Source organism: Nitrospirota bacterium, from assembly GCA_013388455.1.
Taxonomy (GTDB): Bacteria; Nitrospirota; Thermodesulfovibrionia; order Thermodesulfovibrionales; family SM23-35; genus JACAFF01.
Genome location: JACAFF010000024.1, coordinates 1 through 25,743 on the forward strand (window position 1 = coordinate 1; position 25,743 = coordinate 25,743).

At 35.9% G+C, this 25,743-nt stretch carries 26 protein-coding genes; 18 read left to right on the forward strand and 8 right to left on the reverse strand.

Features of this window, described 5'->3' with window-relative positions; translation table 11 throughout:
* The first annotated feature begins 628 nt into the window (after window positions 1-628).
* Window positions 629-2,593, forward strand: a complete 1,965-nt coding sequence (locus tag HXY53_05945; protein ID NWF76100.1) for a choice-of-anchor D domain-containing protein — start codon at window positions 629-631, stop codon at window positions 2,591-2,593.
* Window positions 2,594-2,840: 247 nt separating this feature from the next.
* The gene (locus HXY53_05950; protein NWF76101.1) at window positions 2,841-3,545 is read left to right on the forward strand and encodes an MgtC/SapB family protein; all 705 of its coding nucleotides are present in this window, start codon (window positions 2,841-2,843) and stop codon (window positions 3,543-3,545) included.
* A gap of 6 nt (window positions 3,546-3,551) precedes the next feature.
* Here HXY53_05950 and HXY53_05955 read toward each other — a convergent pair whose 3' ends face one another.
* Entirely contained in the window at window positions 3,552-4,898 is a 1,347-nt protein-coding gene (locus HXY53_05955; GenBank protein NWF76102.1) for a class II fructose-bisphosphate aldolase, read from the reverse strand.
* 185 nt (window positions 4,899-5,083) lie between these two features.
* On the opposite strand from HXY53_05955, the gene rtcA reads away from it, so the two are divergent.
* Entirely contained in the window at window positions 5,084-6,136 is a 1,053-nt protein-coding gene (gene rtcA / locus HXY53_05960) for an RNA 3'-phosphate cyclase (protein NWF76103.1), read from the forward strand.
* Here rtcA and ybgC read toward each other — a convergent pair.
* Complete coding sequence (gene ybgC, locus HXY53_05965; GenBank protein NWF76104.1) at window positions 6,133-6,537, reverse strand: tol-pal system-associated acyl-CoA thioesterase; 405 nt, start codon at window positions 6,535-6,537, stop codon at window positions 6,133-6,135. The two genes, rtcA and ybgC, sit on opposite strands and share 4 nt — an antisense overlap.
* 1 nt (window position 6,538) lies before the next feature.
* Window positions 6,539-7,159, reverse strand: a complete 621-nt coding sequence (locus HXY53_05970; GenBank protein ID NWF76105.1) for a Smr/MutS family protein — start codon at window positions 7,157-7,159, stop codon at window positions 6,539-6,541.
* A 321-nt stretch (window positions 7,160-7,480) separates the two neighbouring features.
* Here HXY53_05970 and HXY53_05975 point away from each other — a divergent pair, with 321 nt between their 5' ends.
* A complete protein-coding gene (locus HXY53_05975) occupies window positions 7,481-8,725 on the forward strand; it encodes an MFS transporter (GenBank protein NWF76106.1) in 1,245 nt (414 codons plus the stop codon).
* 8 nt (window positions 8,726-8,733) lie between these two features.
* Here HXY53_05975 and HXY53_05980 read toward each other — a convergent pair whose 3' ends face one another.
* The 3 genes from HXY53_05980 to HXY53_05990 all read right to left on the reverse strand — a co-directional run bounded on the left by HXY53_05980 (window position 8,734) and on the right by HXY53_05990 (window position 11,005).
* Window positions 8,734-9,561 (reverse strand): DUF1460 domain-containing protein, encoded by an 828-nt coding sequence (locus HXY53_05980; protein ID NWF76107.1) that lies wholly within the window; start codon window positions 9,559-9,561, stop codon window positions 8,734-8,736.
* A 131-nt stretch (window positions 9,562-9,692) separates the two neighbouring features.
* Entirely contained in the window at window positions 9,693-10,664 is a 972-nt protein-coding gene (gene hemB / locus HXY53_05985) for a porphobilinogen synthase (protein NWF76108.1), read from the reverse strand.
* A gap of 17 nt (window positions 10,665-10,681) precedes the next feature.
* A complete protein-coding gene (locus tag HXY53_05990) occupies window positions 10,682-11,005 on the reverse strand; it encodes an iron-sulfur cluster assembly accessory protein (GenBank protein NWF76109.1) in 324 nt (107 codons plus the stop codon).
* A 273-nt stretch (window positions 11,006-11,278) separates the two neighbouring features.
* Here HXY53_05990 and pal point away from each other — a divergent pair, with 273 nt between their 5' ends.
* The 8 genes from pal to HXY53_06030 all read left to right on the forward strand — a co-directional run bounded on the left by pal (window position 11,279) and on the right by HXY53_06030 (window position 19,127).
* Window positions 11,279-11,845 carry a peptidoglycan-associated lipoprotein Pal gene (pal, locus tag HXY53_05995; GenBank protein ID NWF76110.1) on the forward strand — a complete coding sequence of 189 codons (567 nt, stop codon included), beginning with the start codon at window positions 11,279-11,281 and terminating at the stop codon, window positions 11,843-11,845.
* Window positions 11,846-11,955: 110 nt separating this feature from the next.
* Window positions 11,956-12,768, forward strand: a complete 813-nt coding sequence (gene ybgF, locus HXY53_06000) for a tol-pal system protein YbgF (protein NWF76111.1) — start codon at window positions 11,956-11,958, stop codon at window positions 12,766-12,768.
* 59 nt (window positions 12,769-12,827) lie between these two features.
* Window positions 12,828-14,477: a FecR domain-containing protein gene (locus HXY53_06005; protein NWF76112.1), complete on the forward strand. Its 1,650-nt coding sequence runs from the start codon at window positions 12,828-12,830 to the stop codon at window positions 14,475-14,477.
* A 33-nt stretch (window positions 14,478-14,510) separates the two neighbouring features.
* Complete coding sequence (locus tag HXY53_06010) at window positions 14,511-16,649, forward strand: CHASE2 domain-containing protein (GenBank protein NWF76113.1); 2,139 nt, start codon at window positions 14,511-14,513, stop codon at window positions 16,647-16,649.
* A gap of 1 nt (window position 16,650) precedes the next feature.
* Window positions 16,651-17,283, forward strand: a complete 633-nt coding sequence (locus HXY53_06015; protein ID NWF76114.1) for a response regulator transcription factor — start codon at window positions 16,651-16,653, stop codon at window positions 17,281-17,283.
* 369 nt (window positions 17,284-17,652) lie between these two features.
* Complete coding sequence (locus HXY53_06020; GenBank protein NWF76115.1) at window positions 17,653-18,126, forward strand: response regulator transcription factor; 474 nt, start codon at window positions 17,653-17,655, stop codon at window positions 18,124-18,126.
* 229 nt (window positions 18,127-18,355) lie between these two features.
* Window positions 18,356-18,661 (forward strand): hypothetical protein, encoded by a 306-nt coding sequence (locus HXY53_06025; GenBank protein NWF76116.1) that lies wholly within the window; start codon window positions 18,356-18,358, stop codon window positions 18,659-18,661.
* Between the two features lie 169 nt (window positions 18,662-18,830).
* Complete coding sequence (locus tag HXY53_06030) at window positions 18,831-19,127, forward strand: hypothetical protein (GenBank protein ID NWF76117.1); 297 nt, start codon at window positions 18,831-18,833, stop codon at window positions 19,125-19,127.
* A gap of 11 nt (window positions 19,128-19,138) precedes the next feature.
* On the opposite strand, the gene HXY53_06035 is transcribed toward HXY53_06030, so the two are convergent.
* Both HXY53_06035 and HXY53_06040 read right to left on the reverse strand, forming a co-directional pair.
* Window positions 19,139-20,518 (reverse strand): tetratricopeptide repeat protein, encoded by a 1,380-nt coding sequence (locus HXY53_06035; GenBank protein NWF76118.1) that lies wholly within the window; start codon window positions 20,516-20,518, stop codon window positions 19,139-19,141.
* A 45-nt stretch (window positions 20,519-20,563) separates the two neighbouring features.
* Window positions 20,564-21,358: a thiazole biosynthesis protein gene (locus HXY53_06040; protein ID NWF76119.1), complete on the reverse strand. Its 795-nt coding sequence runs from the start codon at window positions 21,356-21,358 to the stop codon at window positions 20,564-20,566.
* Window positions 21,359-21,654: 296 nt separating this feature from the next.
* Between HXY53_06040 and HXY53_06045 the strand changes: the two genes are divergently transcribed.
* The 6 genes from HXY53_06045 to HXY53_06070 are packed head-to-tail and all read left to right on the forward strand — an operon-like array spanning window position 21,655 to window position 25,723.
* Window positions 21,655-22,749 (forward strand): YedE-related selenium metabolism membrane protein, encoded by a 1,095-nt coding sequence (locus tag HXY53_06045; GenBank protein NWF76120.1) that lies wholly within the window; start codon window positions 21,655-21,657, stop codon window positions 22,747-22,749.
* A gap of 11 nt (window positions 22,750-22,760) precedes the next feature.
* Complete coding sequence (locus tag HXY53_06050; GenBank protein NWF76121.1) at window positions 22,761-22,979, forward strand: sulfurtransferase TusA family protein; 219 nt, start codon at window positions 22,761-22,763, stop codon at window positions 22,977-22,979.
* 1 nt (window position 22,980) lies between these two features.
* The gene (locus HXY53_06055; protein NWF76122.1) at window positions 22,981-23,532 is read left to right on the forward strand and encodes a DUF3343 domain-containing protein; all 552 of its coding nucleotides are present in this window, start codon (window positions 22,981-22,983) and stop codon (window positions 23,530-23,532) included.
* The gene (locus HXY53_06060; protein ID NWF76123.1) at window positions 23,520-24,407 is read left to right on the forward strand and encodes a sugar kinase; all 888 of its coding nucleotides are present in this window, start codon (window positions 23,520-23,522) and stop codon (window positions 24,405-24,407) included. Before HXY53_06055 ends, HXY53_06060 begins: the two co-directional genes overlap by 13 nt.
* A 33-nt stretch (window positions 24,408-24,440) precedes the next feature.
* Entirely contained in the window at window positions 24,441-25,496 is a 1,056-nt protein-coding gene (selD, locus tag HXY53_06065) for a selenide, water dikinase SelD (GenBank protein NWF76124.1), read from the forward strand.
* Between the two features lie 38 nt (window positions 25,497-25,534).
* Complete coding sequence (locus HXY53_06070) at window positions 25,535-25,723, forward strand: hypothetical protein (protein NWF76125.1); 189 nt, start codon at window positions 25,535-25,537, stop codon at window positions 25,721-25,723.
* Window positions 25,724-25,743 lie beyond the last annotated feature (20 nt).

The following is a 25,743-nucleotide window of genomic DNA, read 5'->3' on the forward strand; positions in this document are numbered from 1 at the left end:
AATGTTTGCTCAATATTGTTTCAATAGCTTTGTCTTTGATTGTTTCAAATGTCTTTTGATCCAACTTGTATCCTCCTCTTATTTTTCTACTCTTAGACACAACATTATTCTAACACCCGGATTCTTTACGGAACAGAGTTGTCTGAAACTCGTCTTTTCGGTCCTGATCAGAGCAAGCAAACGATGGAGGAGGATTGTGATGGATGAGATGGAGCTGAAACAAATCGATGCTCTCAGGAAAGAACTTGCTCTTGATGCTCCTGTTCAAACAACGGTAAAAAAACAATTGAAGGAAACTATACATGCGTGATACCAAGCATTTTCGTTTTTACAGGAGAAAAAGGACTCGACCGGAATTAAGTTCTACATTATAATTTATTTATATTTGTCATCATACTTGTCCAAATAAATATCTCGACAACCGGAAAGCAAGGCATATGGCTAAATTGACGGAGCAAAATAACGGGTGATCTTATTCCCGAAGGCTTTCGGGGCGGAATCAAAGCGGAGGTCTCGACTAAGAGAGCAAAAAAAACTATTGACATTATTAATAATAAAGGATTACTTTTTTATCATAGTAATCAGGGTAATGGGGTATCTTACTTAACATCAAAGGGGAGGATTTAGCATGATGAAATTTATCAAAATAGGCGTTCCTTTCTGCACAAGATGCTTTAGTCTTACAGCCATAGTATTTATTTTTTCTTTTGTACTTTCAGCAGCATGTTATGGTGCTGTATTTAACGTATCAACTCCATTAGAACTTCAACAGGCATTGAATACTGCTTCAAGTAACAGTGAGGATGACACAATCAATATTGCTGCCGGGACATACAGTATAAATATTACGCATATTTATATTCCTACTACAGAAAACTACAGCCTTACAATTACAGGTGCCGGCGCAGGTTCAACCATCTTTGATGGCGGAGGAAGTGTCCAGATTTTAAACATTGATACCACCGGTTTAGTTTCTGATTCAGATGCACATATATCTGTAACCGGAATTAGCTTTGAAAACGCAAATAATAGCAGTCAGGGAGGGGGTCTTGCCATAAAGACAAACAATGCCAGCATAACTATCCAGAATTCAGAATTCATTAACAGTGCTGTCGCTGATTTTGGTGGTGGTGCCTATGCACATGCTTATAATACTGGAACTATAACCATCGCCAACAGTACATTTACCGGTAATTCTGCTGCTTCCCTTGGTGGCGGCGTTTTTGCTTACTCCTGTCTCGGTTCAGTAATCCTAACTAATAACATATTCAGCAGCAATGATACTTCTTCTCTTGCCGGAGGTGCTTATGCAGGTTCCTCCGGAACAATAATCTTCACCAACAATATATTCACCGGCAATTCTGCTTCTGTGTATGGCGGAGGTGCTTACGTTTTTTCCTCCGGAACAATAACCTTTACCAATAATACGTTCACCGGCAATTCTGCTTCTCAGTATGGTGGAGGTGCTTATATCGCTTGTGCTACTGTTTCTGCCGTGTCAGATATATACAACAATATACTATGGGATAACACTGCATATTTAGGTGGTAATGACGGAGATGATTTATATGTAAATTCTGATATAGATATGAATAACACAGGCTCTCCGGTAAACCTGTTTAATAATGACATCGGTATTAATGCAAACTTTTCTACAGCAATGAGTGAAGACCTTGTTGTAACTGATATAGACATTTACAGCCAGGGCTCTAACATTAAGACAGACTGCTTACTTACAGCAGACCTTCACCTTCAGTCCGGTTCTCCCTGTATAGATACAGGGAACAACTCTGCTCCTTCCCTGCCGTCAACAGATTTTGACGGTGATGCAAGGATAATAAACGGAGTAGTGGATATAGGAGCAGATGAAAAAACGACATCCACACAGATTGCAGTTTCACCATCTTCATATGATTTTGGCACTGTAACTGTTGGCAGTTCTTCTTCACCCGTTACTTTTACTATCTCAAATACCAGCACAGAAGATATTATAATAAGCAATATAGATATTACAGGCACAGACAGCGACCAATTTACTCTTCAGACAGGCACATGCACAAGTCTTGCTCCAACAATCACTTCAGGTGGAAGCTGCACTGTTACAGTAACATTCTCTCCAACCTCGGAAGGATCAAAAAGTGCATCACTTCAGATAATATCAAGTGATTCAGGTTCTCCTAATCTGAACGTACTACTTAGCGGGACAGGCGGAACACAGGCTGCTGGTCTGCCTGATCTTACCGGTCAATGGCTCACAATGGAACAGACCTGCAAGACAAAGAAGAGCGGGACAAAGTGTAAAATAAAAGGGAAGCTAAGTATTCAAAATATTGGGAAACAAGATGCAACAACGTCTTTTGTGAGATATTATCTTTCAACTGACAATATATATAATGCAGGTGACACACCCCTGAAACAGGTTTCTACAGGAAAGGTGAAGGTAGATAAAAATAAGGAAAAGAAATTGAGTTACAGTTTCTCCTCAGGCCAGTCTGCCTCAGGACAATATGTAATTGCTGTGATTGATGCCGACAATGAAATCGTGGAGTCTAATGATAACAATAATAATATCGCCTATGGTCCTATTCCATAAATAGGACATTTTTTTAAAAAATTGTTATGTCTTATTAATGATGGAGAGCTATTTTTTTGACTGCATAATATTCCTATGAGAACAACGCCGAGCCCAAGCTATAGCATCACAGTCAGACTCGAGATAATAAATTAGGTCGGCATGTTTGGAAAAACTGCCACAGCTATCGGGGAAGCAGGCGGTTATATCGACTCTGTTGATAGAGAGAGATAAAGATTCTTAAAAATGTGTTATATTTAATCAAAATATGCTTGAATTTAATATTGTTCTATCTGAATTAAGCAAACTTATAATAGCAGCCCTTCTCGGGGGAGCAATCGGCTTTGAACGTGAATCGCATGGTCAGGCTGCTGGCATCAGGACAAATCTTCTCGTAAGTCTTGGAGCATGCTTAATGATGATGCTTTCCCTGAATATGGAAGCACTCTTCCGCCATCTAAATGTTGATTCAGTAGTCCGTCTTGATCCAGCAAGGATAGCATCTTACGCAATCGCAAGCATGGGTTTTATGGGTGCTGGTGCTATTATAAAAGGAAAAGGTTCTGTTCGAGGTCTAACTACTGCTGCAGGATTATGGCTTGTTACAGGTATAGGACTCGCAGTGGGTGCTGGTTATTTATTCCCTGCTATTACATGTACTATTTTAAGCCTTATAGTTCTTTATAATGTGCGGCTTCTCAAACCATTTTTTTCAAGAGATATATACACGATTCTAATCCTGAAATTTGATGGAAAAGAATGTCCACTTGATCATATCAAAAAAATCTTTTCTGAGTTTCCTGAACTTAATGTCCAGTATATAAACTTCCTTCAAAGCTTCTCGCCACCATCAATAATCTACAGAATCCGTTTAGTCAGCAAAGAACTTTCATACTGGCGGGAGATAGTCAGCAGAATATCGGTGATTCCTGGACTTTTAGAAATCTCATGGGAAGAAGGAAGCGTTCCTTAATATTGGTTAAGATTCTAATAAATCTATATTAATCTGCTTTTTGACAACTACAGGTTTTACTGTCCTTCTTACTATATCAGTTGTGTTTGCAACTTTCAGTTTATTAAAAAGTAATTCAAACTTGTCCGCAAGTTCTTTCATAATAGGTTCTTTGATATTAGAAGGTAAATCCCACCATTTCCTCTTTAAAGGACCAAAGCCTTTCTTTCGAGTACTATAAATAAACTGTTCTTCAGTCTGTCCCTCCTTCCATTCCTTTGTGTATTCCTGCTTGATAAAATCATATACCTCTTTTCTGAATTCAGCAGGAAGATGACGGCTGTCATAGATGATATTCTGAAAACCTGTAGCAAGATGAACTTCAGATGTGCCTGTTTCAGGAAACATATTGAAAGCATCTTCAGGAAGAGTTGAAGCGCCATGCTGGACACATCCTGAAAGACCGTATTCTTTTCGTGCAAGGTTTGAAAGAACCCTGAGAGTTTCAAAATCTATCTTCACCTTTGCAAGTGTTCCATCAGGAAGCACAATCCCGCCATGGCTCGTTCCAGTCTGGACACTGAGTTTGCTCAATCCTTTTCCTGCTTTGAACACAGCTTTAAATCCATCAAGATAAGCCTTCAATTCATCAGGTGTGCTGTTCTTTCCGCCTATCTCGCCAATCTCTCCACCGATAGAAATATCTACACCCTGAGGTTGAATTTCTCTTATATATGTTGCAAGCGCTGCTGTCATCTCAAAGTTTGGTCTTTGCTGTTCCATAATTGTTTCTTTATCTATATCAACAATTGTAGATGTATCAATATCAATGTTATAAAATTCGGCATCTATTGCCTCTTTTATCAAACCTTTAACATAATCAGTTTCTAACTTTGCATCTGATAGGTAATTCTTCCTGACGAGCTGGAAATGATCACCCTGAATAAATACAGGGCCCTGAAAACCCTCTTTTATCGCTGCTGCAAGCACTACAGCTGAATATTCAAGTGGTCTCTGTTTTGTATATCCTATCTCTGAACGGGCTATCTCAAAAATAAATGCACTGACATTCATATCTATAGCTTTTTTGAATATCACTTTGGCAACATCATACGTTAGGCCTCTTATATTTATAGCTGGGACCGTAAAATTAGGGTATGCTCTTCCCATCTCCTCATAGAGTGACTGAATTGACGATGGAATTGCACCTGCTTCTTTTGCTATCTCCTTTATTAGTAATAAAAGAGCATTTCTTTTACCGTCTTCTGAAAATACAGCCTCATAGATAAGACTGTCCATAATCTTTTTCAATTCATTCAAATCTTTTATCCTCACTCCATCTTTGCTGATTTCCAGAACATTTTTTAAATCCATGATTATACCTCCTGAGAATTTCTTTATTTAATTATCCGATATACTTTTCTTTTATATCATTTAAGAATAAAAAATTCTATCTATAAATAATAATTTATATAATGCGATAAATAATTTTTTTTTAAAATGTGCCCATTTTTTATTCGATTAATTATAGTAAAATTACTATCAGGGAAATTATATTAATGATAACAATTGATGGGAGTTATGGTGAAGGCGGGGGACAGATTCTGCGGTCTGCCCTCAGTCTCTCCTGCCTACACAGAAAACAGTTCAGGATTTTTAATATAAGGAAAGGAAGGAAGAAACCAGGCCTTATGCCGCAACATTTGACAGCAGTTAGAGCAGCTCAACTTCTTTCAAATGCTGAAGTAAAAGGCGATTATACTGGTTCAACAGAGCTTTTATTTTTACCTAAAGAAGTAAAGAATGGAGATTTTTTCTTTGATATTGGAACTGCAGGCTCCACATCATTGGTGCTTCAGACACTGATACCTTCTCTCGTATTCTCAAAAGAAAAATCTACAATAATTCTTAAAGGTGGCACCCATGTGCCTTTCAGCCCATCCTTCCATTATCTTTCAGAGGTTTTTGCTCCATTCTTAAAAAAATTGGGGATAGAAATAAATCTTACAATAGAATCTTATGGCTTTTATCCAAAAGGAGGGGGGAAGATCAGAGCTGAAATTTCTCCAGCAAAAGATATCAAGTCATTAAAAATCCTTGAAAGAGGTCGATTGATTGAGCTAAGTGGTTACTCTGCTGTAGGCAATTTACCTTTATCAATAGCTGAACGCCAGAAAAATGCTTTAATAAAAACTCTTATGAACCATGCCCTCAAACCATCTTTAGAACAGGGGGATGAGATAAGATTTGATATTGAACTACTTGACGTGCAAACTCCTGGTCAGGGAACTTTTGTATTCTTTAAATCTGAATTTGAACATTCAATAGCAGGATTTAGTTCTCTCGGTGAAAGAGGTAAAAAAGCTGAAAAAGTTGGGGAAGAAACTGCTTATGAGTTTCTTCGTTTTTTCTCTGCTAATTCGGCCCTCGATCCTCACATCGCAGATCAAATAGTTCTGTATCTTTCATTAGGCAAAGAGCGATCGATGTTTTCAACTTCATGCATAACACATCATTTAATGACTAATTTATGGGTTATCAAATTATTTCATGACTATTCTTATTCTATTGAAGGCAATTTAGGTAATTCAGGTATAGTCACAATAAATTAGAAGGCTTCAAAAACGCTCCTTATCTCATCAGGGATTCTCTTTGGCTTACCATCCCTTCCGATACAGGCCACTTTTACTGTGGAATCTACAAGAACCTTATCATCTCTGAGAATCTGATGATTAAGGGTAATTGTCACATTTTTCATTTCTACCAATTCTGTCGTTACCTCGATAATATCACCAAGCATGGCGGGTCTTTTATAATCTATGTCAACGTGTATAACAACAAAAAAATATCCATTATTATGATATTGAGTTACATCTACACCTTTCTCAGAAAAAAATTCTGTGCGCGCCCGTTCCAGATATTTAAGATAATTGGCATAATAAACAACACCACCTGCATCTGTATCTTCATAATAAATTTTTATTTTAAAAGTTTTTTCAATCTCTTTTTTCATATCATGTTTTGAGAATAATGTAAGTTGCTCCTAATCCACCATCACAATCTCTTGCACTGGAATAAGCAAGTATCCACTTTCTAAATGAACCACGAAGCCATTTCTGTAATGCTTCTTTCAGAACCGCTCCTTTTGGAGACCTGAGCCCTCTGCCATGTATCACCTTAATACAGAATAAACGTCTTTTTAAAGCATCCTTAAAGAATCTTGAGAATGCATCCTTTGCCTCATCGAGTGTCATCCCGTGCATATCAATATAGTCTTGCACAGAAAAATGTCCCTGATGAAGTTTTTCTGCAACATTTTTAGGAATATCCGGATGCACCCATTCGATATATTCTCCGGTATCTGATAACCTTATTTTTTTCTTTCCCTTCACGATTTCTCTTAAGACCTCTATCGAATCATCCTGCAGTTGTTTAAGAAATTTAATTTTTACGTGTCTTTCATAAGGGATATCCCTGAATTCTTTTATCTCTCTGACATCAGACATAGCCTCAGTAAAAATCTCTTCATCTGTCCTATTATCCTTAATGGTACTTTGACAAAATGTTAGATTGATATTATCGAGAGCTTCTTTCAGATCCCTGAATGATTTATAAGAATGTTTTGTGGGTTTCATTCTTATAATAGCGTCCTTCTTATAAATTATTCTTTATAGAGTAATTTTATAACAGTTTCTTGTTTATGTTCAAATTTTTAATTCTTGATTTATAGCGAACTGTTCCAATGATCGTCATTATCCGGCTTGACCGGATGATCCAGTTCTTTTTTAAAAATTTTTTGATACTGGATTCCGCATAAGTGCGGAATGCCCAAAAAAAGACCAAAAAATTAAACAGTCTTGAAACTCTCTGAGTATTCATATCCCATAATCACAGGTATCTCAAGACTATCAAATTGCTATAATAGTAACCATATCATGAAAGGAAAATGATTGAGAATAGACATCAACCCATATCTTCAGGTTTTTAAAAACAGGAATATTGCTATTATTACATTTCTCGGCTTTGCGTCAGGACTTCCTTTATCTCTTACCGGCGGAACATTACAGGCATGGATGACTGTTGAAGGTGTTGATTTACGTACAATAGGAATTTTCACGCTTGTCGGTATACCATACACTCTGAAATTTCTGTGGTCACCGATAATGGACCGTTTTGTTCCCCCAATCTTAGGCAGACGCCGTGGCTGGATAATCATTACACAAATTAGCTTAATAATAGGCATTTCATTAATGGCATATAGTTCTCCACAACAAGCCCCCTTCTTTCTGGCAGTTCTTGCACTTGTGGTAGCGTTCTTTTCTGCTTCTCAGGATATTGTTATTGATGCCTACCGAACAGATATCCTGCGTGAACATGAACGTGGAGTCGGGGCTGCAGTATTTGTAATGGGATACAGGATAGCACTGCTTGTGTCGGGTGCTCTGGCCTTCGTCATATCTGAATATATATTCTGGAGAAATACATATTTGTTAATGGCAGGCATAATGGGAGTTGGTGTAATAACAACACTTCTCGGTAATGAACCTGATAAAAAAACGATTCCTCCTCATAATCTCCAGGAGGCAATTGTAGGTCCTATGAAAAATTATTTCTCAAGAGATTCTGCAACGCTGCTTCTGATACTTATTGTTCTTTATAAGTTGGGCGATGCTTATGCAGGAACTCTGACTACCCCCTTTCTGATAAGGGGGATAGGCTTTTCAGTTGGAGAAGTAGGAACTATAAACAAAGGACTCGGATTCGCTTCACTGATTGTTGGTGCAATATTTGGCGGTACTTTGATGGTTAAACTGAAACTCTTTCGCTCTCTCCTTGTCTTTGGCATTCTCCAGGCAATATCAAACCTCTCCTTCATGGTTCTTGCCTGGTTTGGTAAAAGTTACACTCTTTTAATTTTTACAGTAGCCTTTGAAAACTTCGCTGGGGGCATGGGAACATCGGCTTTTGTTTCTCTCCTGATGGCTATGTGCAACCACCGCTATACAGCAACACAATATGCCCTTTTATCATCACTCGCTGCAATAGGCCGCATCTTTATCTCACCCACATCCGGATTCCTTGTCGAAGCAGTAGGATGGCCAAATTTCTTCTTCGTCACATTCCTTGTTGCTCTGCCAGGTCTTTTGCTATTATGGATACTTCGAGGTGCGATTACTGGGTTATCTGAAGAAAAAAGTTAACACAGATTCTACTTGAAAGCTTTTGGCCTGAATACAATAATGCCAGGCTTATCTGATACATATTGTATTAAATCCTGATCAACCACTTTTCTGATCTCTTTCTGAGAACAAGCATGCCTGATAAAAATATTTTTATCTTCTTTTATTATAATTCCAACATGAGAGACATCGAGTCCAGATAATCTGGAATAAATGCCAACATAGTCACCAGTTATTAATTTACTAAAAACGGAGTCATCAAATCTCTCACATGGTATATATCGAATTTCCCTTTCTGTAGACAAAATTCCCGGTAAAAATAATGTTCCGTTCTCTTTTATATTTAAATTTTTTATTATTATATCTATTTTTTGACCACCAATTATATCTGTGACCTCATCAACAAAATCTGAATTGTATTCCAACCAGTCTGTAAAAAAATGATTTCTATTCTCAAAAGAAACAACCCCATTTTTATATCTAACCCTTTTCAAATTTATTACAAATTCAGAAAATGATCTTGATAATCGCATTGCTTCTACATAATCAAGGAATGTAAAGCAGTCCATTTTTTCAAGATTTATAATAAAGATTTCAGGAGTATCCTGACGGCCTATTAAGGTTGATTCTCCATATTCTACACCGATGAAATAATGAGAAATAGTATTAATTCTCTCTGAAATATCTTGAATACAGGAGGCTCTTTGTATAATATTATTAATCTCCTTCATAGTAAATTTCCCCAAAATTATCCTCTCTGCCATTCTCATATCATTATTATCATATTCATCGAAAATAAATGATTCAAGCCACTGAGAAATAAGGTAAACCCAAATCCAGCAATAAAGAGGTTTCATTCCAAGCACAGCGAGGAATCTCGTTGTTTAAGAAAAGATTGCACATACCTTTCAGGTGCTCGCAATGACACTTATAGCAAGGGATTACGTTGCTTATCGCTGGATTTGGGATAAATATATGTGAGACTCTACTATCTATTTAATATCTTTGCTGCTTCTTTTGCAAAATAGGTAAGAATAATGTCAGCACCTGCTCTTTTAATTGATATGAGTATCTCCATCATTATCCGCTTTTCATCAATCCAGTTTAGCTTCCCCGCTGCTTTTACAAGAGAATACTCGCCGCTCACATTATAAGCTGCTACAGGAATATCAAAAGAGTCTTTTACGTCAGAAATTATATCCAGATAAGCAAGTGCTGGTTTTACCATAACAATATCTGCGCCTTCCTCTATATCGAGTGCTACTTCCTTAAGTGCTTCTCTCCTGTTTGCGCTATCCATCTGATATGAACGCCGATCCCCAAACTTGGGAGAAGATTCTGCAGCTTCTCGAAAAGGTCCATAAAATGCCGATGCATATTTTGCAGCATATGACATAATAGGTATTTCAGAAAATCCCTCATCATCAAGTGCAACGCGGATTGCCTCAATGCGGCCATCCATCATATCAGATGGAGCAACCATATCTGCACCAGCCTTTGCGTGTGATACAGCTTCTTTTGCAAGCAATTCAAGGGTAGGATCATTCTGGACATATCCATTTTTAACAATACCGCAATGTCCATGGTTTGTATATTCACACATACATACATCTGTTATCAAATAAAGTTCTGGAACTGCATCCTTAATCGCCCTTATTGCATTTTGAACAACCCCATATTCATCATACGCACCTGAACCTATATCATCTTTATATTCGGGGATTCCAAAAATTATTACGGCAGGTATGCCAAGAGAATGTATCTCTTTCGCATGTTTAACCACTTTATCAACAGACTCCTGAAAACATCCTGGCATCGATGATATTTCTTTTCTAACACCTTTTCCAAAAGTAACAAAAAGTGGATATATGAAATTATCAGGAGAAAGTGAAGTCTCCCTCACCATTCTCCTGATTGTTTCATTTTTTCGTAATCTTCTTGGCCTGTGGATTGGAAACATCTGTTATACTTTAATTTTTAGCCGCAGGAGTCACATCCGGAATTACAGGAACCACAAGATGGAATTCCGCCGGTAAGTACAAAACCCTCTCTTTCATCGTCTGAATAATAATCAAGTTCCATCCCTGCAAGGGAACTTATTAAATGTTTATCAACAAAGACTCTTAAACCGTTTTTTTCGATAACTTCATCATTGGGCATTTGTCCTTCTTGTAAATTAAGACCATAAGATGGCCCGCAACAACTTTCGCCTGCTAAATAAACACGTATCCCCCATTCAGCCTTACCTTCCTGAACAAGTAACGCCTTTGCTTTCTCAGCAGCCTTATCCGATATCGTCATTCTCATACCTCCAAAAGTTAATTTATATAATTTAATAAATTTATTTATAAAAAGTAAAATAAAATTCAATACTCTTCGTAATCCTTGTTATAAGATGGTAAATAATTACTGATCTTATACTTCCTTATAAAGGAATGCATTTATAATTAAATCTATTTATTATATTGAATATTTACTATTATTTGGCTTATGACAAAAATTATTGAAACAGTAATTACTTTTATATTAATATTTATCAATTAGCATGAAGAGAATTGCAAACAGGAGGTTTACATGAAAAAAGTTCTTGCAATATTTTTATTATTGACCCTTGCAGGTTTCGGTTGTGCACCTAAGAAGGTTGCAGTAACCGGAGAACCTGAACAACAGCAACAAACAGGGATATCTTCACAAGAAACTTCCAAGAGAGATATAAAGCCCGAAGAAAGGATTACAGAACAGCGACTCGCTAAGATAGAATCGGAGGATGAAATAAAACAGACAAAAGAAGAGAGTGGCAGATTCAGTGATATATATTTTGATTTTGATATGTATGATATCCGATCTGATGCAAAACCTGTTTTAGAGGAAGTTGCTTCCTGGATGCTGAAAAACACCAACGCCAAACTTTTAATTGAGGGGCATTGTGATGAAAGAGGCACCAATGAATATAACCTTGCCCTTGGAGACAGAAGGGGAAAAGCAGCAAGAGATTACCTTATTGCACTGGGCGTAGCATCACAAAGAATTGAAATAATAAGCTACGGAGAAGAAAAACCTACTTGTACAGATCAGACAGAAGAATGCTGGGCAAAAAACCGGAGAGCTCATTTCATAATAGTTAAGGAACCGGTTAAATAGTGGGGGAAAGACTAATATCAATCTTTATCAAATCCTTTAAAATTGCATATTGTGTAGTATTTATTTTATTCTGCCTCTTGTTTGCCTGTGTAACAAGACAGGACGTTGATATGGTTAGATATGACATTAACAAACTTCAAATGCAGAATATTGAACTCAAAAATGAAATAAACTCTTTGCATGAGAAAACAAAAGGGGTTGCAAAAGAGGATTCATTTAACGTTGTAAGAGCAAGTCAGGCTGAACTTCAGAGCACCCTCAATAATTTATCGAAGGATATTCAGAATCTCAGTGGAAGGTTTGATGAGAGTAAATTTTATACAGAAAATACACTGAAAAATATGACAACAGAGATAGATATTATTAAATTACAAATAACAAGTCTTGAAGGACAGATAAAAGATATCAAAACTAAATTGGATACCATGGAAAATCAGATACAACAACAGAAAGAAAAAGCAAAGGAACAGAAAAAAGAAGAAATAGACTTATCTAAAAAAGAGGAGACTTCAGGAGAGGATGCAAGTTATGGAGCAAAGGCAAAATATGATGCTGCATATGCCACATTTGAGAGTAAAAAATATAGAGAGGCAAGAGACCAGTTTGAATATTTTACAAGAGAATTTCCAAATAATGATCTAACTGCCAATGCATATTTCTGGATTGCAGAAACATATTACAGGGAAAAAGACTATGAAAATGCAATTCTTGCCTATGAGACATTACTAAAAAAATATCCGGAAAACAAAAAAATACCAAATGCTCTTTATAAACAGGCTCTCTGTTTTATTGAAATAGGAGAGAACAAGGTTGGAAGGGTATTGCTTGAACAGGTGATTGACCGCTATCCACAATCAACTGAATCAAAGCTTGCTCAGAAAAAACTTGATGATCTAAATAAAAAACCAAGTAAAAAGAAATAATAGATTTTACTTATTTTCTAAAAGCATTTTATAATCCTAAAAGGAATAGGGACAATTTTATGACAAGAAAACGAATTGTTGCTATCCTTACTTTTTTCATCACTTTTTATATCCCTTTCATTTCTTATTGCCAGGATGAACAAGCTATTGACATAATTATTCAAAAAGATGATTGTCTAATAAAAATTGCAGAAAAATATCTTGAAAACCCTACTAAGTGGAGAGAACTTGCCAGAATAAATTCACTACATAACCCGGATTTGATCTATCCTGGACAGACTCTGCGCATTCCTATAAAACTTTTAAAGGGAAAACAGACTGATGGCGTAGTAAGTTTCATTAAAGGTAGTGTCCTTTACCAACCACCTAATTCGACTGAATGGAAAATGCTTTTTCTAAATGATCATATAAAAGAGGGATACAGGATAAAGACAGGAGATCAAAGCCGTATCGAGATTACATTTCAGGATAATCATTCTTTGCTTCAGGATTCAAATACAACTCTGGAATTATTCACCTCCCGTGAAAAAGCTAATTTTTATACTTACCAAAAATTATTTTTACTGACAGGTAAAACTATCACAAAGATTAAAAAAGCTACAGGTCGAGAATCCAGATTTCAGATAGACTCTCCTTCCGCAATCTGCGCAGTAAGGGGAACTACCTTTAGGACTTCTGTGGATGAGAATAATATAACACGTGCTGAAGTACTTCAGGGCAATGTTAATGTTGAAGCTATGAATCAAGTTGTGACTGTTGAGGAAGGTGAAGGAACCCTTGTAAGGAAAGGAGAAAAACCTTTAGTTCCTCAAAAACTTTTACCTCCACCCGCATTGATTAAAGTTGAGCCGATTTATAAAAATTTTCCGATTGTTCTTTCATTCACAAATATTGAGAATGCAGTCTCTTATAGAGTTATATTTTCACAGGATAAAGATATTAAAAACATAGTTTATGAGAGAGTAATAAAACCACATGAAACTTTTGAAATCTATCCTGTAGAAGACGGAACCTATTATCTGGAAACTCGGAGTATAGACAATTTAGGCATCGAAGGTTTATCCTCTCAAGCGATACCCATCAAGATAAGAATTAATCCCGTGCCTCCTTTTCTCGAAATCCCTGCTGACCAAACTGTGTATAGAAAAAAATCGATATTGCTAAAATGGCTTGGTGTTAATGATGCCGTCAAATATCATATTCAAATATCTGAAGATAGAGAATTCAATATAATTTTTGATGAAAGCAAGGACATTAAAGACACCGTTTATAAAACAAAAAATCTGGATTATAAGACCTATTATTTTAGGATAAGTTCAATTGCTGATGATGGATACCAAGGAGCATGGTCAAACATCCTGAGTTTCACAATTCAACCAGCTCCACCTGTGGAAGTCCCTGAGATAGTTGATAAAAAAATAAATATAACATGGCTGGATTTGGGAGTTAATATGAAATACCGTTTTCAATTGTCGACTGATAAAGAATTCAAAGATATACTTATTAATCAATTGGTTGAAAAATCGGAAATTAAAATACAAAAACCCAAAAAATCTGGGACATATTTTGTGCGTGTAAGTCCTATTGACCCTATGGGCTCTGAGGGGGACTTCTCCGAACCTCAGATGTTTGAGATTAAAAAATCTCCTTTTTATAAATTGCTTGGTATTTTAGGAACACTGGGATTTTTGTTTTTTCTGACATTCTGAAACTGCTCTTTATAACAAAATCATTTTATATATATGAAAATTCGTTATATATTTTTGACTGCTATCTGTATCGCTTTCATATTTATTGCAGAATACCTCGGATTTTTTACAGGAATCAATCATTATCTTTATGACCTTTCTTTCAGAATCAGGGGGGATATGGTATGCAACAAAAATATAATAATTGTCGCTATTGATGAAAAATCGCTCAATAAACTGGGACGCTGGCCCTTAAGAAGAATTAATTATGTAAAATTAATTGAACGAATAGAGCAGGCGAGTGCGATAGGATTTGATATTATCATGTCCGAACCTTCAGAAGATGATGAATTCCTCGGAGATCTTATTAAAAGTCAGGGAAGAGTCATAATGCCGATATATATTGATAATCTTTTTAATATTATCTATCCGATAAAATCTTTATCTCCTCATAAGACTGGCCATATTCACATAGAGCAAGATATTGATGGGGTTGTAAGAAGCGTATTTCATACACTTAATTTTAAGAATACCGATATCCCCTCTTTCACCTCTGCCATCTATGAAACAATAACAGGCAAACCTTTTCAAAACCTTGATACTGCTTTTATTTCCCGCAAGTCCTCATACGAAAATGTAATATTGCAAAAAGACATAATGTATATTAACTTTTATGGAAATACAGAGACATTCAAGCATATTTCGCTTGTTGATGTGATTGAAGGTCATTATCCTTTAGATTTTTTCAAAAATAAAGTGGTTCTCGTTGGCGTAACAGCAGCTGGCATTGAAACAAAAATGCTTACGCCTTTTACACAGAAAAGGGACAGGATGTCCGGCATTGAAATTCATGCAAATATCCTCAATAATCTAATCGATAAAAATTATATAAAAGATATTCACCCCTTCGTCAGATGGCTCGGCATTATTATTCTGTCTGTTGCCTCCTTTATAATCTTCATAAATATAAATGAAAAAAAATTCATTATTGTTCTTCTGATATTCCTTCTGCTCATCACTGTTATTATCTTTACATTGTTTATCTTGTTAAATTTATGGATACCTCCAACGGTATATTATTTTTCTGTTTTGACTGTTTTTTTCACAACTTATATTTTTAAACTCGAAAATATAGGAAAATTTCTCTTCTTTGCTAAAGAAGAGTGGGAAAAAACTTTCAACGATATAAATGAAGCCATTATTGTTCATGATATTGATTTTAATATCATCCGCATGAATAAAGCAGCTGAAGAAATGATAAACCGTCCTTTCTTTGCAGAGATAAAAAAACAATGGAATAAACAGATGCAAAATATAGTAGCACCTATTGAAACAGAAAAAAAGACTAATAAATCATCTTCCGCAAAGAATTCTATTACTTATAATCTCTATGACCCGGATATGGACAGATTTTTAGAAATAAAGACAATAGCACGTTACGATGCAAAAAATAACATTTTGGGAGCAATAAATCTTATCAGAGATATTACGGAATGGAAACAAGCAGAGGAAAAAATTAAAAGAAGCGAAGAGGAATTGCGGAATCTTACTGCATACCTACATAAAGTAACAGAAATAGAAAGAACAAATATTGCACGGGAAATTCATGATGAACTGGGTTCATCACTTACAGTTTTAAAGATGGACCTTTCATGGTTAAAGATGAAATTGCCGGAAAACAGTTTTCAATTAACTGAAAGAATAAATGAAATGATAAGCATTATAGATAAGACAATTAAGACAATGAAAAGAATTTCAACTGATTTAAGGCCTGGCTTATTAGACGATTTAGGTCTTGCAGCAGCTATTGAATGGCAGGCTCAGGAATTTCAAAAAAGGACTGGAATAAAGAGCGAAATCAACATAGTTCCGAAGAACTTATCTTCAGATAAAGATCGCAACACAGCAATATTTCGTATCTTCCAGGAAACACTTACAAACATCGCACGCCACGCACATGCAACAAAAGTTAATATTTCTTTAATGAAAAAAAGCGGCAATATTGAATTGCAAATTCAAGACAATGGCAAAGGAATCACAGAAGATGAAATCAATAATCCTAAATCTTTCGGTCTTATAGGAATGAGAGAACGTGTGAAAATATTCGGAGGAAATATTATCATAAAAGGCATGAAAGACATGGGCACTCAGGTTACTGTAAAAATTCCTTTTAATGAATCTTCTGAAAACTGAAATGATAAAGATACTCATTGCAGATGATCATACGATGTTTCGGGAAGGGTTGAAACGTATCATCGCAGAATATCCTGATTTGATTGTTTCTGATGAAGCAAGAAATGGAAATGAAGTTATAGAAAAAATTTTTAATAATGATTTTGATATAATCCTGCTTGATATCGCTATGCCAGGTTTGAATGGCCTTGAAGTTCTTAAACAGTTAAAAAAAGAAAAGCCAAAAATGCCTGTGCTGATTATAACTGCGCATCCTGAAGAACAATATGCAGTTCGAGTAATGAAAGCAGGTGCATCTGGATATATTATGAAAGAGAGTGCTCCTGATGAACTGATTAAAGCTATTCGTAAAATCTCTCAAGGCAGAAAGTATATTACATCTTCTCTTGCAGAAAAATTAGCTTTTGAAATTCAAGAAGATGCTCAAAAGCCTGCTCATGAAATACTTTCAGACCGTGAATACCAGGTTCTACTTATGATTGCTTCAGGAAAGACAGTATCACAAATCGGGAAAGAACTCTTTCTAAGTGTAAAAACTGTGAGCAGTTACAGAACGCGCATTTTAGAAAAAATGAAGATGAAAACAAATGCAGAATTAACTCATTATGTAATAAAAAACAACCTGCTACCATGATATTTATTTTTCATCCACATTTTTCATAATACAACCCGAGTTTAACTTAAAATACAATTTTTCAAAGGTGTTCAGAATAATTCTGTGAAGATAGTTTATTTATTTATTAACCCGAAAAATGCAATTAGAATAATGTAGATGTTATGAGAAAATTTCGAGTTAAAGAAATTTTCGAGCAATATCTGCATTATTTTTATTAATTTCAAATGTAGGACAAATATCTACAAAAAATTAAGAATACTCCTACAAAATCTTAAGACAAATACCACTATTTTCAACCATTTATATTTGTTAAAAATAACTAAAGAGATATCTAATATTAAATGAGCAATTTTAATGAATTAAAAAAATAAGAAAGATATTAAAACTATGAAAGTTCTTATTGCAGATGACTCTGCAGAAATCCGAAAAAGGCTTAGTAATATGATTTTGAATATTCAAAAAGTTGATTTAATAGAACAAGCTGATAATGTTGAAGAGGCAATACAAATAATTCAGAATTCTAAACCAGATGTTGTTATTCTCGACATACAGATGTCCGGAGGAAATGGAATAGATGTTTTATCAACAATAACAAAGAAAAACAATTATCCAGTTGTGATAATGCTTACAAATTATCCCTATCCACAGTATCGTGACTTATGCTTCGAATACGGTGCAGATTTCTTTTTTGACAAATCGGATGAATTCGAAAAGGTCTCTGAAATCTTTCTTCATATTTCATTAACAAGCATTCAGAAAAATAAAAAGGACAAAAATATAAAAGGGGAGGATATATATGATGGCAAAATTAATGATAAATATGAGAGAACAAAAATTTCTATGGATGAAACAGAAAACTGAGAAGACAGATTATGAAAATAAACCTAAAAATGCTAACAAATGTAAAATCTGTTCTATGAAGACATATCAGAAAGATAGCATATGCGTATTATGCAAAACAGGTATAAAAAAACAATATGAAGAATTGGAATCTCTTCTAAAATTACATCAACAATGATATATGATAGGAAATACTGGTTTGAATCAATGAATTGTTTTACTACTATGAATAGTTTAAAAGAGGCAGACTATGCAGAAAGAAAATCAGTTTAATACAAAACAGGAATTAACAAAAATATCAAAAGAGGGATGGATTAGATTAAAAAATCTGAAAGAATCATTTCTAAAAGAATTCGATAAAATACTAAATATCGAAATTGACCTTCATTATTCTAAACATGTGCCAGTAGAGGATATGATATCTATTATTGCTGAAACTTCCAGAAAAAGCGGAATTGATTGTATTGTAGCTTTAAACCATTTTCAGTTCACAAAAGAAGAAATAAAAGAATATTTTAAAATACACAACCATTCAATAATTGAAATCCTACCTTAGTAGTATTGACTATCTATCCTGAAAGAATCAAAATAACATTAGGAAAACTTTTAAGATGGAAGTTGTTAATTTTATAGTGAATTTTCCTGTAGACTTTCGAAAAATTAATTTGATAAAATTGTTGTCGTTTTTTTATTAGTGAAAAGGAAATAAGAAATTTTATAGGCTTATGAATAATAACAGCGATAAGGGTATTTTCCCAGATCAACGAAAACACTCAAGAAATGACTTTCCCTTTCTAACTATAGAATATACACTCAATTCTACATCTAATTCAGAGACCTGTATTGGGTTTGTGCTCAATATAAATACATCTGGTTTATGTCTTAAAACAAATAAAGATATAAAAGAAGGACAGATTATAATAATCAAAAATCTTCTCTTTTCAACTTCTAAAAAAGCAATTGTTCGCTGGATACAACGATCAGATAGTATTTATCATAAGGTTGGTTTAGAATTTATTTAATCTAAACTCAGCTATTCCACAATTTTTTTGAAATCCTCATCTTCAATTAGATTTCTAAATTCCTCATCTTCTTTTGCCATAATTTTACAGGCAGGATTTATCATAATGGCTTTCGACAGATCTGACAGGGCATTGGTTTTATCCCCTTTTAAAGAATAAAGACATGCTTTGTTGTACCACGCCTCATGGAAATCAGGTTTTAAATCAAGTGCCATCTCAAAGGCTTTTAATGCATCCTCGTATCTTCCAAGCCTTCCGAGTGCTAACCCTTTGTTATACCATGCATCTGGAATGGGCTTCAGTTTAATCGCCCGGTCATAAGCTTTTAAGGCTTTCTCAGGAAGACCTAATTGAATAAGTGTAAAACCTTTACTATGCCAGAGGTCTGGGGAATTGGGTTCCAGTTCAATCGCATTATCATATGCTTTGAGAGCTTCTTCATAACGACTTAGATGCCCTAAAACTAACCCGCTGCTGTACCATGTGCGTGCATCGTGAGGATTTAATTCTAATGCCCTATCGAATGCTGTAAGAGCCTCTTCATAACGCTCAAGCCTATCAAGTACCATTCCTTTGATATGCCATGCCCGCACATCCTGCGGCTCTAATTCCAGATATCTTTCAATAGCAGCAAGCGCCTCTTGATTCTTGTTTATTCGAATAAGAGACATACATAAATTGTTCCATGCAAGAGCAAATAAAGGTTTCACCTCAATTGCTTTCTGATAATATTCTTTTGCTCTAAGAAAATCGCTATTTTCATACTGTAAGTTTCCAAGAATTACATAAACTGATTCATTTCCAACAAGTATATTTAAATTTTTTTCAATGTCGTAAATCCTATGTGAAAGCAAGGTGCATATGCTTTTTTCGAAGAATCCAAACTTCTTCTCTCTGTCAACTGTTACATATAAATCTATCTTCTCTGGAAATATCTGAGTTTTCTCTAATATCTGCAAAATACTATCGCGAATTTCATTTGCACTTAGAGAAATCTGTTTATATTGTTCTAATTTTTCAAGAAGCTTTAATTGAGGGAAAAGAATATGTAAAGTATTATGAAGCTTTTCGCTCTTTCCTTTATCTTCTATTTCTGGTAGCTTCTGATGTATGCTTTTTTCTTTACATTGACCCTCGAGAATCTTCATTTTTTCATTCATATCTTTTAGCTGTAACATAACATTTTCTTGAAATGCTTTCTCACTCTGTTTTATCTGTTCATATATTGCTTTAGTATCCCTTTTCAGTTTTTCTATATAATCTTTCTCTTCATGAACAGATATATTCTTTCGACTCCTATAAAACGCATAGATAATAATCATAGCCAAAATACCAAGAAGAGCTGATATTAGTAACCACCATTTTTCTACAAAGATTGTTATGTCAAACATTTTTTATTCTCTTCTTTATTATAAATTTCGCTGTATTCTTACCTTTCAGCTTTTCTTGGATGCATCTTCGAAGGCATTCAAGATTAGTCCTGCTACCTTCTCTCCTGAAAGAAGCATTCCTCCAAAAATCGGACCCATACGTGGCCCTCCAAAAGTTGCATTAGCAGCCATTCCTGCAACATACAGACCAGAAAAAACTTCTCGTGTGTTTTCAAGTGTCAAGATTTCTGCTTTATCTGCCCACATTGACTTTTCTCCTTCAATCTTACCACTTGGTGTATTAAGGTTCCCAGGGACTTTATTCTGGACTAACCTGACAACCTCAGCATCATGACCTGTTGCATCTATAATGAATCGTGAACGAACAGCCAGAGGATCAACGTGAAATCTTGCAATCTGGACCGGTGTCCAATTCAATACTAAGCCTATCACACGGGAAGCACGCATCATTACGTCCTCAGCGCTTATACAATTGAATATAGTCAAGCCTGCCTTCACAGTTCTGGAAATTAGAGTAGATATTGCCTCGATAGAATCTGCTGTATAATAGTTTTTCTTGAACTTTCGATATTTAATACCAAATTCCTCAAGAATTCCCAATGCATCTTCTTGAACCACTATCTCATTAAACAGCATGCCACCACCCCACATTCCTCCACCAACACTCAATTTGCGTTCATAAAGCACTACTTTTTTTCCAGCCTTTGTCAGAAAGTACCCAGCAACTAAACCTGAAGGTCCTCCCCCAACAATCGCCACGTCTGTAATAACATTATCGATTAACTTCCTAAAAAACCGTTCAATAATTGATTTTGTTATTATTGATTCATTTAGTTTCATATTTAACCTCTTTAGAAAATATTTTGATATTTCACTTTTATAAGATCAGAAATAGACAACATATTTTAAATCATTTTCAATAAATGTTGGGATAATTATCTACCTGAATCTATCCTATAAAAACTCTCAAGCTTTTTAATAATTGCCATAAAAAGCCTGAAATAATCTAATTATTGATAATTTCTATTGATTTGTAGATTTTCATAGGAAATAAATATTTTACTTTAATAAGATGTGAAGCTATATTTGTAATAGTAATTCTGATAATTAAAATCCCGGGTTAAAAGGAGACGTCTATGTCATCATTTAAAAACTTCTTTGCAACAAAATGGGGAATCATTGGAGTTGGGATATTCATCGGTATCTTAGCACCTCTGTTACAAAAACTTGGCAATCCTGGGAATATGGGAATTTGTGTTGCCTGTTTTGACCGTGATATCGCAGGCGCTCTCGGTCTGCACAGAGCTGCTGTTGTACAGTATATGCGTCCAGAGATAATAGGCTTCGTCCTCGGCTCATTGGTAGCGGCATATCTTTTTAAAGAATTCAGACCAAGAGCAGGATCTGCACCTATTGTCCGGTTTGTTTTAGGTATCTTTGCAATGATTGGAGCCCTGGTATTTCTCGGTTGTCCATGGCGAGCCTTGCTACGCCTCGCTGGCGGCGACTGGAATGCTATTCTTGGTTTATCCGGCCTCGTAACAGGCATCTGGATAGGCACAAGGTTTCTAAAAGGCGGTTATAATTTAGGGCGCACTCAACAGACATACACATCTGTAGGATGGATTTTCCCATTAGTTATGCTTGGATTTCTTATAATGATGCTCATTGATCCCCAGGTAGAAGGACAGAGCAGAAGCAAAATTCTTTTCTATAGTCTTAAAGGTCCGGGCTCAATGCACGCCCCTCTTTTTATTTCTCTTATAGTTGGCCTCGGCGTGGGGTTTCTGGCACAACGAAGCCGTTTTTGTACAATGGGTGCATTCCGAGATCTAATTTTATTCAGGCAGTCACATCTTTTTTTAGGAGTTCTCAGCTTAGTCATAGCAGCATTTGCTACAAATCTGATTCTCAAGCAATTTCACCCCGGTTTCGCCGGTCAACCTGTAGCACATACTATGCATATCTGGAATTTTGCAGGGATGGCACTTGCAGGTCTCGCTTTTGCCCTTGCTGGAGGTTGTCCGGGTCGTCAGCTCTTTCTGGCAGGGGAAGGAGATGGAGATGCTGCGGTATTTGTTTCAGGGATGATCGTCGGAGCTGGTTTTGCCCATAACTTCGGGCTGGCAAGCTCTCCCAACGGAGTTGGGCCTAACGGCATTATTGCAGTAATTATAGGATTGGGAGTTTGTCTGTTTATAGGAATCACAATGAGAAAACAAGCATCATAAGGAGGATTGATATGAGCAGTACTGTTGATGCAAGAGGGTTGTCTTGCCCCCAACCTGTTTTAATGACTCTGGATGAAATCAAGAATGTTAAAAAAGGTGAAATAGTTGTCATGGTAGATACTGATACATCAAAGGAAAATGTAAGTCGTGCAGCAAAAACACAGGGTTGGGAAGTTGTTGAGATAAAACCGGAAGGGGAAGGATACCGGCTTACAATACGAAAGGATTAATATGCCTTTATTCAAGATGTTTAAGAAAAAAGTTAAAATTGAGTCTGAATCAAACAAGCAGGATAGAGGTATACTCGTATTTGAAAATACAAGCGAAGTTATAAGAGCAGAAAATATTCTCAAAACAGATGGCTGGGAGATAAGAGTTATGGGACCTCCTCCTGAAATACGAACTGGATGTGATCTTGTAATTGAATTCCCCTTGATTGAGGAACTAAATATCTTAAGAAGGCTTGAGGATTATAAATTAAAACCTCTTAATGTGGTACCTGTAAGTAATGCTTTACTCAAACCTATAGATTTGTTCCATATAAAAGACTTCGGACAATATCTTATGGTGAGGGCAGCAAATATGAAAATTACTGTTGATAAAAATAATCTGACAATTGTGAATATTTCAGGAGGTGGATGCCCTGATGTTCCCTATCTGGCAAGTGAAATGGTCGGCAAACACCTTGCTCAATCACCTTCTCCAAAATCTATAGGTCATACGCTTTGTGGCTATGCTTTGCAATTGGCATATGAAGAGATAAAGAAAAAATGCTTGCTGTAGTTGGAACAATCCCTCAAAATAATTTCCCCCTTGTTTCAGGTGCAATCTTAATACAAAATAACAAGCTGCATATTCAAAATCATTCCTTTGCCATTAACAGAGGAACACCAGCCCTGATTGCAGCAGCAATCAAAACACTTGACTTCATGGGCAAGCCAGGTCTCTCTGCTTATCTTGCAGGAGATGTTGGTTTAGGAGACGGCAGCCGACGCCTTTATAAGTTTCTGACAGAGCATATTGGATCAGCAAATTTTACGACAATTACATTCCATTATTTACAACCTGACGTTGACTGGTGTAATAAAGTGATCTTTGCGATTGAAGAAATGGCATTTCGTCCTGTTTTAATTGCTGATGCAGGATTTATGTACATGGTAAAAATGAGCGGCAATGCACCTTTGTTTGATCTATTCACACCTGATGTAGGAGAACTTGCTTTTTTGGCAGATGAAGAAGCACCACATCCATTTTATACAAGAGGTTTTATTCTGCACGAGGAAAATTTTGTTCCTGATTTAATTAAACGCGCATATTTACACGAAAATGCCGCACGTTATCTGCTCGTAAAAGGCAAACAGGATTATATTACCGATAAGGAAGGGATCATCGCGGTCGTGAACAGCCCCGATGAACCAGCTCTGGAACCTATAGGTGGTACGGGTGATGTCATTACAGGGATTGTCTCTGCCCTCATAGAGTCTGGATTAGAAATAGGTAATGCATCTGTCATTGCTGCACGGACAAACAGACTTGCAGGATATCACTCTATGCCAACTCCTGCCACTCAGGTTTCAGAAATTATCGAGCACATCCCACGTGCTCTTGAGACTGTTTTAAATTCAACAGATAGTTTTGATATACTAAAAAGTGTTTAGATTAAATTTTAAAAACAAGGAATATCAATAGGAATGCCAAAAAAAGTTGTAGAACTGCCTAAGCTTGCAGAACAAGCACGTGCTGCGGGTTGAGCTTCAAAAATAAGTCCGGGAGACTTAATAGATATTCTGGACGGTCTGCCTTCCGAAAAAGATCCAAATCTTTTAGTAGGAATGGATACAAGTGATGATGCGGGAATATATCGTCTTACTGATGAAATTGCGTTGATACAGACACTGGATTTTTTTACTCCTATTGTAAATAACCCTTATGATTTCGGAAGGATCGCTGCTGCCAATTCGTTAAGTGATGTCTATGCAATGGGAGGCAAACCACTGACTGCTATGAATATCGTATGTTTTCCCATAAAGGAAATGGACAAATCAATCCTTCGTTCTATTCTCGAAGGTGGTCTTGAGGTCATCCATAAAGCCGGTGCAATTCTGGTAGGTGGACACAGTGTAGAAGATCCGGAATTAAAATATGGACTTTCTGTAACTGGAGTTGTTCACCCGGAAAAATTTCTGACCAATGCAGGAGCTAAAGCCGGAGATCTTCTTGTTCTAACAAAGCCATTGGGGACAGGAGTTCTTGCAACCGCGTTAAAAGGTAAAATGCTTGAAAATACTACAACTTCTGTAATTACCGAGCTAATGGCTACCTTGAATAAGGATGCTTCTGAAGTTATGGTGGAGATCGGGGTTAATGCATGCACAGATATCACTGGCTTCGGGCTTTTGGGGCATGCCCTCGAAATGTCTGTAGCAAGTAAGGTATGTTTTAGAATATACGCTGATAAGGTGCCTATAATTCCAGAAGCTCAAACATTTGCAACTATGGGCATGGTTCCTGCAGGCAGTTTTTCTAACCAGAAATACTGTTCTAAACATCTGGAAATTAAACCTTCAATTGACCCAATCCTCTTAGACCTACTATCTGATGCACAAACATCAGGAGGATTATTAATATCTATTCCTTTAGAAAAAGCAGACCTGCTCGTTCATAAATTAAAGGAAAAAGGCACACCTGCAGCCAATATAATAGGGGAAGTATTAACAAAACCTGCTGGAATGATTCAGGTTTGGTAAAAAATTCTCAGAATAAAACAACAAATTTCTCGCCTGAAATGACTGTTTTAGAAATATTACAAAATAACAGAAAGACTGAAGTGATTTTTAAAAAATACGAAGCACAAACAGGAAAATGCATTCTGTGCAGTCATCTTTTTGACCCTATAAAAGTTATTACTGAAAAATATGATTTAGATTTAGAAAAATTCTTGAAAGATTTAGAAGCTTCGATAGTTGAATTTTAAAGAATAGGAAGGACGAAGAA

Bases quoted from the DNA above. Each gene is read 5' to 3' on its own strand.
- HXY53_05945 (NWF76100.1), top strand. From the start codon at position 629: ATGATGAAATTTATCAAAATAGGCGTTCCTTTCTGCACAAGATGCTTT.
- HXY53_05950 (NWF76101.1), top strand. From the start codon at position 2,841: ATGCTTGAATTTAATATTGTTCTATCTGAATTAAGCAAACTTATAATA.
- HXY53_05955 (NWF76102.1), bottom strand. From the start codon at position 4,898: ATGGATTTAAAAAATGTTCTGGAAATCAGCAAAGATGGAGTGAGGATA.
- rtcA (NWF76103.1), top strand. From the start codon at position 5,084: ATGATAACAATTGATGGGAGTTATGGTGAAGGCGGGGGACAGATTCTG.
- ybgC (NWF76104.1), bottom strand. From the start codon at position 6,537: ATGAAAAAAGAGATTGAAAAAACTTTTAAAATAAAAATTTATTATGAA.
- HXY53_05970 (NWF76105.1), bottom strand. From the start codon at position 7,159: ATGAAACCCACAAAACATTCTTATAAATCATTCAGGGATCTGAAAGAA.
- HXY53_05980 (NWF76107.1), bottom strand. From the start codon at position 9,561: ATGAAACCTCTTTATTGCTGGATTTGGGTTTACCTTATTTCTCAGTGG.
- hemB (NWF76108.1), bottom strand. From the start codon at position 10,664: ATGTTTCCAATCCACAGGCCAAGAAGATTACGAAAAAATGAAACAATC.
- HXY53_05990 (NWF76109.1), bottom strand. From the start codon at position 11,005: ATGACGATATCGGATAAGGCTGCTGAGAAAGCAAAGGCGTTACTTGTT.
- pal (NWF76110.1), top strand. From the start codon at position 11,279: ATGAAAAAAGTTCTTGCAATATTTTTATTATTGACCCTTGCAGGTTTC.
- ybgF (NWF76111.1), top strand. From the start codon at position 11,956: ATGGTTAGATATGACATTAACAAACTTCAAATGCAGAATATTGAACTC.
- HXY53_06005 (NWF76112.1), top strand. From the start codon at position 12,828: ATGACAAGAAAACGAATTGTTGCTATCCTTACTTTTTTCATCACTTTT.
- HXY53_06010 (NWF76113.1), top strand. From the start codon at position 14,511: ATGAAAATTCGTTATATATTTTTGACTGCTATCTGTATCGCTTTCATA.
- HXY53_06015 (NWF76114.1), top strand. From the start codon at position 16,651: ATGATAAAGATACTCATTGCAGATGATCATACGATGTTTCGGGAAGGG.
- HXY53_06020 (NWF76115.1), top strand. From the start codon at position 17,653: ATGAAAGTTCTTATTGCAGATGACTCTGCAGAAATCCGAAAAAGGCTT.
- HXY53_06025 (NWF76116.1), top strand. From the start codon at position 18,356: ATGCAGAAAGAAAATCAGTTTAATACAAAACAGGAATTAACAAAAATA.
- HXY53_06030 (NWF76117.1), top strand. From the start codon at position 18,831: ATGAATAATAACAGCGATAAGGGTATTTTCCCAGATCAACGAAAACAC.
- HXY53_06035 (NWF76118.1), bottom strand. From the start codon at position 20,518: ATGTTTGACATAACAATCTTTGTAGAAAAATGGTGGTTACTAATATCA.
- HXY53_06040 (NWF76119.1), bottom strand. From the start codon at position 21,358: ATGAAACTAAATGAATCAATAATAACAAAATCAATTATTGAACGGTTT.
- HXY53_06045 (NWF76120.1), top strand. From the start codon at position 21,655: ATGTCATCATTTAAAAACTTCTTTGCAACAAAATGGGGAATCATTGGA.
- HXY53_06050 (NWF76121.1), top strand. From the start codon at position 22,761: ATGAGCAGTACTGTTGATGCAAGAGGGTTGTCTTGCCCCCAACCTGTT.
- HXY53_06055 (NWF76122.1), top strand. From the start codon at position 22,981: ATGCCTTTATTCAAGATGTTTAAGAAAAAAGTTAAAATTGAGTCTGAA.
- HXY53_06060 (NWF76123.1), top strand. From the start codon at position 23,520: ATGCTTGCTGTAGTTGGAACAATCCCTCAAAATAATTTCCCCCTTGTT.
- HXY53_06070 (NWF76125.1), top strand. From the start codon at position 25,535: ATGACTGTTTTAGAAATATTACAAAATAACAGAAAGACTGAAGTGATT.